This window comes from Ralstonia sp. GX3-BWBA, from assembly GCF_003290055.1.
Lineage (GTDB): Bacteria > Pseudomonadota > Gammaproteobacteria > Burkholderiales > Burkholderiaceae > Ralstonia > Ralstonia holmesii.
In genome coordinates this window covers 72,489-84,383 of sequence record NZ_QMKS01000002.1, presented here as the reverse complement: position 1 = coordinate 84,383, position 11,895 = coordinate 72,489, and the positions used below count along the sequence as shown (strand labels likewise).

At 65.0% G+C, this 11,895-nt stretch carries 7 protein-coding genes; 3 read left to right on the top strand and 4 right to left on the bottom strand.

Annotated elements, in window-relative coordinates:
* Positions 1-158: 158 nt before the first annotated feature.
* Together DOD19_RS01120 and DOD19_RS01115 are read right to left on the bottom strand one after the other, a co-directional pair.
* On the bottom strand, positions 159-1,367 hold the full coding sequence (locus tag DOD19_RS01120; RefSeq protein ID WP_024979143.1) for a ribonucleotide-diphosphate reductase subunit beta: 1,209 nt from the start codon (positions 1,365-1,367) through the stop codon (positions 159-161).
* A 116-nt stretch (positions 1,368-1,483) separates the two neighbouring features.
* A complete protein-coding gene (locus tag DOD19_RS01115) occupies positions 1,484-4,477 on the bottom strand; it encodes a ribonucleoside-diphosphate reductase subunit alpha (RefSeq protein ID WP_112183618.1) in 2,994 nt (997 codons plus the stop codon).
* A 651-nt stretch (positions 4,478-5,128) separates the two neighbouring features.
* On the opposite strand from DOD19_RS01115, the gene DOD19_RS01110 reads away from it, so the two are divergent.
* From DOD19_RS01110 to DOD19_RS01100, 3 genes are read left to right on the top strand one after another with little or no spacing between them, the layout of a single operon-like run.
* Positions 5,129-7,159 carry an alkaline phosphatase family protein gene (locus tag DOD19_RS01110; RefSeq protein ID WP_112183616.1) on the top strand — a complete coding sequence of 677 codons (2,031 nt, stop codon included), beginning with the start codon at positions 5,129-5,131 and terminating at the stop codon, positions 7,157-7,159.
* A 30-nt stretch (positions 7,160-7,189) separates the two neighbouring features.
* The gene (locus tag DOD19_RS01105; RefSeq protein ID WP_024979146.1) at positions 7,190-7,384 is read left to right on the top strand and encodes a hypothetical protein; all 195 of its coding nucleotides are present in this window, start codon (positions 7,190-7,192) and stop codon (positions 7,382-7,384) included.
* Positions 7,385-7,420: 36 nt separating this feature from the next.
* Positions 7,421-9,580, top strand: coding sequence for a phospholipase C, phosphocholine-specific (locus tag DOD19_RS01100; RefSeq protein WP_112183614.1), 2,160 nt, complete (start codon positions 7,421-7,423; stop codon positions 9,578-9,580).
* A 71-nt stretch (positions 9,581-9,651) separates the two neighbouring features.
* Here DOD19_RS01100 and ampD read toward each other — a convergent pair whose 3' ends face one another.
* A complete protein-coding gene (gene ampD, locus DOD19_RS01095; protein ID WP_112183612.1) occupies positions 9,652-10,248 on the bottom strand; it encodes a 1,6-anhydro-N-acetylmuramyl-L-alanine amidase AmpD in 597 nt (198 codons plus the stop codon).
* Positions 10,241-11,866 carry a sigma-54 dependent transcriptional regulator gene (locus tag DOD19_RS01090; RefSeq protein ID WP_112183610.1) on the bottom strand — a complete coding sequence of 542 codons (1,626 nt, stop codon included), beginning with the start codon at positions 11,864-11,866 and terminating at the stop codon, positions 10,241-10,243. The genes ampD and DOD19_RS01090 overlap by 8 nt, the downstream gene beginning before the upstream one ends.
* Positions 11,867-11,895: the final 29 nt, after the last annotated feature.

Sequence of the window (11,895 nt, the reverse complement as noted above, 5' to 3'; positions counted from 1 at the left end):
CCGGGGGCAGTGGTAGCCGCAGCGTGCCATGCCCAACAGGCGCGGCGCAACCGCACAAACGTGAATCGACCGCCCCAAAACGCAAACAGGCGACGCATGGTGCGTCGCCTGTCTACGTTGATGCCGGGTCGAGCCGAGTGTCGAGCCGTTGGCTCAGATCACTCCCAAGACAGCGCACCGCCGGTCTGGTACTCGATCACGCGCGTCTCGAAGAAGTTGCGCTCCTTCTTCAGGTCGATCATCTCGCTCATCCACGGGAACGGGTTTTCTTCGTTCGGGAACAGCGCGTCCAGGCCGATCTGCTGGCAGCGACGGTTGCAAATGAAGCGCAGGTAGCCCTTGAACATCGGTGCGTTCAGGCCCAGCACGCCGCGCGGCATGGTGTCTTCTGCGTAGCGGTATTCCAGGTCGACCGCCTTCTTGAACAGCTCCGTGATCTCGGCCTTGAACTCGGCCGTCCACAGGTGCGGGTTCTCCAGCTTGATCTGGTTGATCAGGTCGATACCGAAATTGCAGTGCAGCGACTCGTCGCGCAGGATGTACTGGTACTGCTCCGCAGCGCCGGTCATTTTGTTCTGACGGCCCATCGCCAGGATCTGCGTGAAGCCGACGTAGAAGAACAGGCCTTCCATGATGCAGGCGAAGACGATGAGCGACTTCAGCAGCTTCTGATCGTTCTCGGGCGTGCCGGTCTTGAACGACGGATCGGTCAGCGTGTCGATGAACGGGATCAGGAACTCGTCCTTGTCACGGATCGACTGCACTTCGTGGTACGCGTTGAAGATCTCGGCCTCGTTCAGGCCCAGCGACTCAACGATGTACTGATACGCGTGCGTGTGGATTGCCTCTTCAAACGCCTGGCGCAGCAGGTACTGGCGGCATTCCGGCGCGGTGATCTGGCGGTACGTGCCCAGCACGATGTTGTTGGCGGCCAGCGAGTCAGCCGTCACGAAGAAGCCCAGGTTGCGCTTGATGATGCGGCGCTCGTCTTCGGTCAGGCCGTTCGGGTCTTTCCACGTCGCGATGTCGCGCGACATGTTGATTTCCTGCGGCATCCAGTGGTTCGCGCAACCGGCGAGGTACTTTTCCCAGGCCCACTTGTACTTGAACGGCACCAGCTGGTTGACGTCGGTGGCGCCGTTGATGACGCGCTTGTCGGCGGCGTTCACACGGCGGTTGCTCTGTGCGGCAGCGGCGTTCGGATTGTTACCGAGGATGCCCGTGCCGGCGGCAGCGGTGGCCGACGGAGGCAGCACGCCGCCCTGGTCAGCGGTGGCCGTTTGCAGTTGCGGCTGCGGTTGATACACCGGCTGCGGTGCAGCCGGAGGTTGTGCGGCAGGTTTGACGTCGTCGTCCCAGCTCAGCATGTGTGTTTCTCCTAATTCTTTGCTCGTCGCTCCCGCTCTTTTGGAGCGCGAGTCCAGTGTCGTTCAGGTCACGGCGCCCCCGCTTGCGCGGGAGCAACCTCAGACACTGTTTTGACTTATTGGCAGGCTTCGCATTCCTCGAAACCGGGGTCGCCGGGGCGCATCGTGCACACGGCGCCTTCAGCTTCCGGCATGGCCTGCGCGGTGGCAGCAGCGGCGTCCAGTGCGCTGGTCGGTGCGGCCGAATTCACGCCGGATGCACCTGCAGCCCCGGTTGCCGAATGACCACCCACATCGCTACCCGACGACACCGCATTCAGCGTGCCGCGCGACACGGTCGACTTCTCGACGTGCGTGGCGCCGATCGTGCGCAGGTAATACGTGGTCTTCAAGCCACGCAGCCAGGCCAGCTTGTACGTGTCGTCCAGCTTCTTGCCCGAGGCGCCGGCCATATAGATGTTCAGCGACTGTGCCTGGTCGATCCACTTCTGGCGACGCGAGGCAGCTTCCACCAGCCATTGCGGCTCCACTTCGAAAGCCGTTGCGTACAGGTCGCGCAGGTCTTGCGGGATGCGGTCGATGCGGGCCAGCGAGCCGTCGAAGTACTTCAGGTCGGCGACCATCACTTCGTCCCACAGACCGCGTGCCTTCAGGTCGCGCACCAGGTAGTCGTTGACCACCGTGAACTCACCCGACAGGTTCGACTTGACGTACAGGTTCTGGTACGTCGGCTCGATACAGGCCGACACGCCGATGATGTTGGAGATCGTTGCCGTCGGGGCGATCGCCACGCAGTTCGAGTTGCGCATGCCGTACTGCTTGATGCGGCCGCGCAGGCTGTCCCAGTCCATCGTCGACGACATATCCGTTTCCAGATAGCCGCCGCGCTCTTCGGCCAGCAGCTTGAGGGAGTCTTGCGGCAGGATGCCGCGATCCCACAGCGAGCCCTTGTAGCTGCTGTAGCGGCCACGCTCTTCAGCCAGTTCGGTCGACGCCAGGTAGGCGTAGTAGCACACGGCTTCCATCGAGGTATCGGCAAACTGCACCGCTGCATCGCTGGCGTAAGGCAGACGCAGCACATGCAGCGCGTCCTGGAAGCCCATGATGCCCATGCCGACCGGACGGTGGCGCAGGTTGGAGTCACGCGCCTTCTTGACCGCGTAGTAGTTGATGTCGATCACGTTGTCGAGCATGCGCATGGCCGTGCGCACGGTCTTCTTCAGCTTCTCGTGATCGAGCACCACGCTGCCGTCCGCCTGCTTGATCAGGTGAGCGACCAGGTTGACCGAACCCAGGTTGCACACGGCGATTTCGCTGTCGTTGGTGTTCAGCGTGATTTCCGTGCACAGGTTGGAGCTGTGCACCACACCCACGTGCTGCTGCGGGCTGCGGATGTTGCACGGATCCTTGAACGTGATCCACGGGTGGCCGGTTTCGAACAGCATGCCCAGCATCTTGCGCCACAGTTGCAGCGCCGGCATCTTCTTGAAGAGCTTGATCTCGCCGCGCGCGACCTTGTCTTCATAAGCCAGGTAGGCCTGCTCGAATGCCTTGCCGACCTTGTCGTGCAGGTCCGGGCAGGTAGACGGCGAGAACAGCGTCCACTCGCCACCTTCCATCACACGCTTCATGAACAGGTCGGGAATCCAGTTCGCCGTGTTCATGTCGTGCGTGCGGCGGCGGTCGTCGCCGGTGTTCTTGCGCAGTTCCAGGAATTCTTCGATGTCCAGGTGCCACGTTTCCAGATACGCGCAGACAGCGCCCTTGCGCTTGCCGCCCTGGTTCACGGCCACGGCCGTGTCGTTGACCACCTTCAGGAACGGCACCACGCCTTGCGACTTGCCGTTGGTGCCTTTGATGTGCGAACCGAGTGCACGCACGTTGGTCCAGTCGTTGCCCAGGCCGCCTGCGAACTTCGACAGCAGCGCGTTTTCCTTCAGCGCCTCGTAAATGCCGTCCAGATCATCCGACACGGTGGTCAGGTAGCAGGACGACAGCTGCGAGCGGCGCGTGCCCGAGTTGAACAGCGTCGGCGTGCTCGACATGAAGTCGAACGACGACAGCAGCTGGTAGAACTCGATGGCACGGGCTTCGCGGTCGATTTCGTTCAGCGCCAGGCCCATCGCCACGCGCATGAAGAACGCCTGCGGCATCTCGATGCGGGTTTCGTTGATGTGCAGGAAATAGCGGTCGTACAGCGTCTGCAGGCCGAGGTAGTTGAACTGGAAGTCGCGCGAGGCGTCCAGCGCCGCACCCAGGCGGGCCAGGTCGAACTGCGCCAGCTTGTCGTCGAGCAGCTCGGCGTTGATGCCGCGCTTGATGAACTGCGGGAAGTAGTCGACGTAACGCGTGCTCATTTCCGCTTGCGTGACTTCTTCGCCGAGGATTTCGCGGCGGATCGTGTGCATCAGGATACGCGCCGTGACCTGGCTGTACGCCGGGTCCTTTTCGATCAGGGTACGCGAGGCCAGGATGGCCGAGTCGTACACCTGCGTCATCGGCACGCCTTCATACAGGTTCTTGACCGTTTCCTTGAGGATCGGCTCCGGGTCCACCGCTTCGCCCAGGCCTTCGCAGGCCGAGACGATCACGTTGCGCAGCGCCGCCATGTCCAGCGGGCGGGAGATGCCGCCGTCGGTCACGTTCAGGCCGATGAAGGCCGGTTGCTGCTGGGTTTCGCCGGCTTGCGCGCGCTCCTGGGCGCGGCGCTCGCGATACAGCACGTAGGCGCGGGCCACGTCGTGCTCGCCCGAGCGCATCAGGGCCAATTCCACTTGGTCCTGCACGTCTTCGATATGGAACGTACCGCCGTTCGGGCGGCTGCGCAGCAGTGCGCGCACGACGTTCTGCGTTTGTTGGTCGACCAGCTCGCGCACACGCGCGGAAGCAGCGCCCTGCCCGCCATTCACGGCGAGGAAGGCCTTGGTCATGGCCACAGCGATCTTCGAAGGCTCGAAGCTGACCACGGCGCCGTTGCGGCGAATGATCTTATAGTCGGCAAGGTTGACGCCGGAAGCGATGCCGGTGGCCACGGCCGTGCCGCCAGCGCTTTGCGCAAATTGCGAGGGGTTGGCGGTGCCGGAGTGGATTTCGGATTGGGCCGTCTGCATGTGGACTCCTGTTGAACCGTTCGTTTTTTATTGGCTCGCCGAGCGGGTGACCCGTTGGCGAACCCTCGCGCTACGCGGAGAAATGAGACGGAAAAGACCCTTGCCTTTTCTCAGCTCCCAAGCGTCGGCTTGACCCGCCGTACGCCCGCCCCCGCGTGGCGCCGAAATAAGAATCCCGGAAAGTCACCACTATATCTAGTGTGTTACCCCGGGATTGACCCTAAGTATAGTGGATCGATCAAACAAGACCAGTCTTGACAGATGGCGGCGAAGGGGGGTTTTCTCAACCCAAATGCAGTGCCGCAAACCCGCCATCCCAGGCAGCACAACGGGTCGGCGGGACTGGCGTGCGGCGTCGCAATGACCGCCTCTTCAGAATAATTCTTTCTATCGACGTCGCAAGTTCAATAGACGTCACCTCATCCACGGTAGGGGCATGTGGGCCGCGCACAGCACTGGTGCAGACGTGCTGCGCTCCGCGCCCTCCTGGACATTCCCCCCGCTCAAGAAATCCGAATAGCCGCATCAGCATTCTTGCCGCGGCTGTCACTTGAGCGACAGGCCCCAACCCTACGCTTCGGTCGCATTGCAGGGAGCGCAATCACAGCGGTGGGACACCGAGCGCCGCACACAACGACCGAGGAAATCGACATGGACTGGAATCAACCCGCCCGCCGCCTGCTGACGGCTGCGCTGGGCACGACGGTGGCCGCCACGCTGGCGACCACCTTGACCGCATGCGGCGGCGGCGACAGCAGCCCCATCGCCAACCAGGGCAACACGGACGCACCGACCACCAGCGCCAGCAAGAAAGTGCTGGTGGTCGGGGTAGACGGTGCCACCTATGCGCAGGTGCAGAGCGCGCTCCTGCAGCGCAGCTTGCCGAACCTGGGCACCCTGGCAGTGATGCCGGCTTCGACGGGCGGCACGCTGGGTACCACCACCGCCCAGGCGCCGCTGGACACGCCAAGCTGGGCCACCGTGCTGACCGGCACCTGGCAGAACCGCCACAGCGTGACGGACGACACCGTCACCACCCTGGCCGCCCCGAGTGTCTTCAGCTATGCGCGCAGCGCCGCCAAGGCGGCCGGCACCACGCAACGCCTGGGCGCTGCCGTCAGCTCGGCCGTACTGCCGGCGCTGCTCAAGGCGGATCAGCAAGGCGGCAATCTCGACGCGCTCGTCGACTGCGCCCAGGTGGACACCTGCGTGACGCAGAACAGCGTGAAGCTGGTGCAGTCGGGCTACGACGTCGTCTTCGCGCAATACACCGCGCCGGCTGCGGCCGCGCTGGCTTCCGGCGTGCAGAGCGACGCGTACGCGGCCGCACTGGCCAACGTCGATCAGGCGCTGGGCACGCTGCAGGCTGCCATCGCCCAGCGCCGCACCGCCAACCCGAACGAAGACTGGCTTGTCGTCGTGACCACCAGCCACGGCCTGGACGCCACAGGCGCCACCACGTCGGCGCCGACGCTTGAAAACCGCACCGCCTTCATCGCGCTGAACAAAAGCGTCAATCCGGTGCTCGGTAAGAACGGCATGGCCGCGCCCACGTCGGAAGCCGCGCTCGCGGCCCTGCCGAGCGAGGCTGACATCGTGCCGACCGTGCTGGCGCAATTGAACGCCGCCGTGCCGGCGACCGCCCACAAGTTGGATGGCGCAGCGCTCACCGCCAGCACCATCGGCGTGCGCAACCTCCAGAGCACCGTGGGTACGTACAGCGCATCGCTGGTGCTGAACTGGCAGAACCCGACGTCAGCGAGCGGCCCCATCACCGTGCTGCGCGACGGCAAGCAGGTCGCCACGCTACCCACCACGGCCACGCAGTACACCGACAGCAACATCGCCACCGCAAGCGGCATCTACCGCATCAACTACACGCTGGTGCGCAACAACGTGCCGGTGTCGATGCTTGCGCAGATCGCCTACGTTGCACCGACGCCGCTGGCGACGTCGCTCACCAACGGCCTGGCCGCGTACTACAGCTTCGATCCGCTGCCGCCGACTGACCGTAAAGCCAGTTCGACGATCGGCCCGTGGGTGGCAGGCACCGACGGCGGTTCTGCGGTAACCGACCCCTTTGGCGGTACGGCGCTTTCGGTCGATTCGCGCATCGACGCCTACAAGCTCACCCAGAACGGCGCCGACATCGCGCAGAGCCCGCAGTTCACGATTGGCTTCTGGTTCAAGTCGGACTGCACGCAGGGCAACGGCACTGGCGAGCCCATCCTCGCCAACAAGGACTACTACTCCGGCTCCAATGCCGGCATCGCCATCGGCCTGTGGGGCGGCTGCGAAGTGCGCTTCAACCTGGGCAGCGGCGGCAAGCGCGACGACATCCAGGGCATGAAGTTCAGCGCCAACCAGTGGGCCTACCTCGCCCTGTCGGTCGATGCGCAGGCCAAGCTTTTCAGCGCTTACATCCTTGACCCGGTGCTGGGCGTGCAGAAGGTGGAAGACAAGGCCATCGCCAATACCGACGTCACCAAGCTCAATGGCCTGGCCACCAAGATCTGGGGCCTGAACGACGACGCCACGCACAACTACGTGCCCAACAACCCGGGCTCGCTCAAGGGCGTGATGGCCTACGACGACCTCGCCATGTGGACACGCCGGCTGACGCTGGACGAACTCAAGACGATCAACGGCTCGCACCAGCCGCTGTCGACGCTGAGCCCCTGATCCCCTCCCCCAACCCGAACGAGACAGCTCATGAAGCCTTTCATCAACCCTCTCGCGCGGCCGCACTGGCTGGCCGCCGTGCTGCTGTGCGCCGCCACCTTGTCGTTGTCGGCCTGCGGCGGCGATTCGAACGACGGCACGCCGAGCGCAGGCCCCGGCGCCGCTCAGCCGGATCAACCCGGCCAGCCGCCGGCCAACAAGCCGACCCTGCACTGCGCTCCGTAATGCGCGGCTTCCCATCGACTTGCGTTTGAGACCGACATGACTTCCGACACGAACCACGCCAACAACGGCAGCCGCCGCAACTTCCTCAAGATGGCCAGCACGGGCGCGATTTCCGCCGCTGCGCTCGCCGCCTTCCCGCCGTCGATCCGCCGTGCGCTGGCGATTCCGGCCAACAACGCCACCGGCACGATGCGCGACGTTGAACACGTGGTGATCCTGATGCAGGAGAACCGCTCGTTCGACAACTATTTCGGCACGCTGCAAGGTGTGCGCGGCTTCGGCGACCGCTTCCCCATTCCGCTGGCCGGCGGGCTGAACGTGTGGCAGCAGACCTACGTGCCAAGCAGCGGACCGAGCCGCACGGTGCTGCCCTATTACCTCGACAGCAGCGCCGGCAACGCGCAGCGCGTCTCGGGCACCCCGCACAGCTACCCCGATGCCCAAAACGCATGGGACCTCGGCCGCATGAGCAAGTGGCCGACCTACAAGCAGACGCAGTCGATGGGCTACTACAAGCAGGCCGAGCTGGACTTCCAGTTCGCGTTGGCCAACGCCTTCACGCTGTGCGATGCGTACCACTGCTCGTTCCACGGCGGCACCAACACCAACCGCCTGTTCCACTGGACGGGCACGAACGACCCGACCGGCGCTGCGGGCGGCCCGGTCATCGACAACAGCGGCGACCACCTCGACGCCAGCGTCACGTACAACTGGAAGACCTACCCGGAACGCCTGCAGGCTGCCGGCGTGTCGTGGAAGGTCTACCAGAACATGCCGGACAACTTCACCGACAACCCGCTCGCGGGCTTCAAGGCCTACCGCGATGCCAACGCCGCGCGTGGCAACCTGGCCGACGGCACCCCGTTCCCGCCGTACACGCCAGCCGACGAAACCGTCAGCCCGCTCATCAAGGGTGTCGGCAACACCATGCCCGACGGCGGCTTCCTGCAAGCCTTGAAGGATGACATCGCCGCAGGCCTTCTGCCGCAGGTGTCGTGGATCGTTGCACCGGCCACGTATTCCGAGCACCCCGGCCCGTCGAGCCCCGTGCAGGGCGCGTGGTACACGCAGGAAGTGCTCAACGCGCTCACCGCCAACCCGGCCGTGTGGAGCAAGACCGTGCTGTTCATCAACTTCGATGAAAACGACGGCTTCTTCGACCACGTGCCGCCGCCCGCAGCCCCCGCCTATGACAACGGCGTGCTGGCCGGCAAATCGACGGTCAGCACGGCCGGCGAATACCACACGGACCAACACCCCTATGGCCCCGGCCCGCGCGTGCCGATGTACATCGTGTCGCCGTGGAGCCGCGGCGGCTGGGTCAACTCGCAGGCGTTCGATCACACGTCGGTGCTGCGTTTCCTGGAGCTGCGCTTCAACGTCCAGGAGACGAACATCAGCGCATACCGCCGCGCCGTGCTGGGTGACCTGACCAGCGCCTTCAACTTCGTCAACCCGAACAACGAAACGCTGCCGACGCTGCCCAGCCGCGACAAGACCACTGCCGACGCCATCCGCACCGCGCAGGGGTTGCAGCCGCAGGTACCGCTGCCCTCCGTCACGGCGCAGCAAATGCCTACACAAGCCACCGGCACCCGCCCCTCGCGCGCCCTGCCGTACGAGCTGCACGTCAGCGCGCGCGAAGACGCCACCAACCGCGCGCTGCGCCTGATCTTCAGCAACACCGGCACGGCCGCCGCCGTCTTCCACGTGTACGACCGTCTGCATCTGGACCGCGTGCCGCGCCGCTATGCGGTCGAGCCCGGCAAGATGCTCGACGACACGTGGGACGTCTTCACCGCAGACAAGGGCAAGTACGACCTGTGGGTGCTCGGCCCCAACGGCTTCCACCGCGCCTTCTCGGGCGATGTGAGTGCCGTGTCGGCAGCGGGTTCGAGCGCGCCGGAAATCCGCGTGTGCTACGACCTGGCCAACGCCGAGGTCTACGTCACGATGATGAACACCGGCACCGCCGGCTGCACCTTCACCGTCAAACCCAACGCCTACCGCACCGACGGCCCGTGGACGTTCGACATCCCAGCCGGCAAGCAGCTCGACCAGCACTGGCCGATCGCGCGCCAGGGCAACTGGTACGACTTTACGGTGACGGTGCCGCAAGGCGGCTTCACGCGGCGCTTTGCCGGCCGGATGGAGACGGGCAAGGACAGCGTGTCCGACCCGGCGATGGGCAACTGAGGTGTTGAACTAGAAGGATCAGCTGGGAGAAAAACGCGGGCGGCCTTCGCAACGGGCCGCCCGTTTTCATTTCAGAGCGCGTACTGATACGGAAACAACGCCGCGTTGAACCCGCCGAGCGCACGCAGATGCGCCCAGTCGAAATGCGGCCCCGGATCGGTCTTGCGGCCCGGTGCAATGTCCGAGTGCCCGGCAATCGCCGTAATGGGATACGCCGCGCAGATCGCCCGCACGAGCGACGCCGTGGCGGCGTACTGCTCGGGCGCGAAGGGCAGATCGTCGGTGCCCTCGATTTCGATGCCGATCGAGAAATCGTTGCAGCGCGTTCGGCCGAAAAAGTCCGACGCACCGGCATGCCACGCGCGCGCGTCGCACGGCGCAAACTGCACGCACTCTCCTGTGCGACGGATGAAGAAATGCGCCGATACGCGCACGCCGCGCAACTGATCGAAGTACGGATGCGCGTCGCAGTCGAGCGTGTTGGTAAAGAAGTCGAGCACGTGATTGGTGCCGAAATCGGCAGCAGTCTGCGCGGGCGGCAGGCTGATGTTGTGCAGCACGATCAGGTCGATCGGCATGCCTTCGGGCCGCGCGTCGATATTCGGCGACGGATGTCGGTGCCCGCCATCGACCCATCCGTCAGCACCGATATGCAACCGTTCAGGCATCGCCGTTCAGCCCATTTCCGGCAGGTTCACCCACGCTGCCAGACGGCGCTTCAATGTCCCGCGGGTCACGGATGCCAAGTTGCTGCATGCGATAGCGCAACTGGCGGAATGACAATCCGAGCAGCTTGGCCGCTGCCGTGCGGTTGAAGCCCGTCTGGTCCAGCGCGGCCAGGATCACGTTGCGCTCGACCGACTCCAGGTAGGCCGGCAGATCGATCGGCAATGCAACGCTCGGCAGCGACGGCTCCGCCGGCTGCGCAACGGGCGCCGGCTCGGGCTGTGCCACTGGTTGCGGCATTCCCAAGGGGCTTGGCACAGGCGCCGGCATGTAGACGGCATCAGGCCAGTTCGCCATCGGCGGCGGCGACATCGGGTGATGGGCGGCTGCAGCAGCCTGCGCCTCGCGCGTGCGGTGGAACAACGGCGAGCGCTCGATCTCGGCGCCCAGCGCGCCAAGGTCGTCCACATCGATCGACTCGCCTTCCGCAAACGCGTAGGCACGCTCCAGCAGGTTCTCCAGCTCGCGCACGTTGCCCGGGAACGGGTACGCGCACAGTTGCTGCAGCGCCGGACGCGTCAGGCGCTTGGGGCGCGGATCGCCGTAGCGGCTGGCGAGCTGTTCGAGCAGCACCCCGGCCAGCACGGGCACGTCTTCGGCACGCTCGCGCAGCGTGGGCATGCGCAGCTCCAGCACGTTCAGGCGGTAGAACAAGTCTTCGCGAAAACGGCCGGCGGCCACCAACCGCGCAAGGTTCTGGTGGCTGGCGCAAACGACGCGCACGTCGACCGGATCTTCGCGGCTCTCGCCGATCTTGCGCACGCGGCGCTCCTGCAACGCACGCAGCAATTTCACCTGCATCGTGAGCGGCAGGTCGGCCACCTCATCGAGCATGAGCGTGCCGCCATTGGCCGCCTGGAAGAAACCCTGGCGATCGCTGTCCGCGCCGGTAAAAGCGCCTTTCACGTAGCCGAAGAACTCGGCTTCCATCAGGTTCTCGGGAATCGCACCGCAGTTGACCGCCACAAACGGCCGCGATGCACGCGCAGACAGGGCATGCACAGCGCGCGCAGCGCGCTCCTTGCCGCTGCCGGATTCGCCGCTGATCACCACCGGCGCCATGCTGCGCGACAGGCGCATCAGCGAACGGCGCACTTCCTGCATCGCGGCGGAATGGCCTGGCAGCAGGTCGTTGGTGCGCTCCACCAAGTCGGCATTACCGGGATCGGGATCGCGTTGCTGGCGACCCAGCGCGTTGAGCACGAGGCTGCGCAACTGGTCCAGCGAGAGCGGCTTGGCGATGTAATCGAACGCACCGGCCTTGAGCGCTTCGACCGCGTTCTCGGCGCTGCCATAAGCGGTGATGACGGCCACCGGCGTGCGATCTGCCGTGGCAGAGAGCTGGCGCACGAGCTCAATGCCCAGGCCATCGCCCAGGCGCATGTCGGTCAGCACGAGTGCGAAACGCTGGCGCGAGAGCGCCTCGCGCGCTTCGGCCAGCCCGCTGGCGAGCACGACGTCGTGCCCCATGCGGCGCAGGGATATCTCCAGCAGCTCGCGCAGGTCGGCTTCGTCATCGACGACGAGAATGGGTTCGCGAACGATGGCGGCTTTGGACATGAATCAGCAGAAGATCGGCGGAAATTCGC

Excerpts from the sequence above, each read along its gene's own strand:
- DOD19_RS01100 (WP_112183614.1), top strand. The coding sequence starts at position 7,421 with ATGACTTCCGACACGAACCACGCCAACAACGGCAGCCGCCGCAACTTC.
- DOD19_RS01110 (WP_112183616.1), top strand. The coding sequence starts at position 5,129 with ATGGACTGGAATCAACCCGCCCGCCGCCTGCTGACGGCTGCGCTGGGC.
- DOD19_RS01120 (WP_024979143.1), bottom strand. The coding sequence starts at position 1,367 with ATGCTGAGCTGGGACGACGACGTCAAACCTGCCGCACAACCTCCGGCT.
- ampD (WP_112183612.1), bottom strand. The coding sequence starts at position 10,248 with ATGCCTGAACGGTTGCATATCGGTGCTGACGGATGGGTCGATGGCGGG.
- DOD19_RS01090 (WP_112183610.1), bottom strand. The coding sequence starts at position 11,866 with ATGTCCAAAGCCGCCATCGTTCGCGAACCCATTCTCGTCGTCGATGAC.
- DOD19_RS01115 (WP_112183618.1), bottom strand. The coding sequence starts at position 4,477 with ATGCAGACGGCCCAATCCGAAATCCACTCCGGCACCGCCAACCCCTCG.
- DOD19_RS01105 (WP_024979146.1), top strand. The coding sequence starts at position 7,190 with ATGAAGCCTTTCATCAACCCTCTCGCGCGGCCGCACTGGCTGGCCGCC.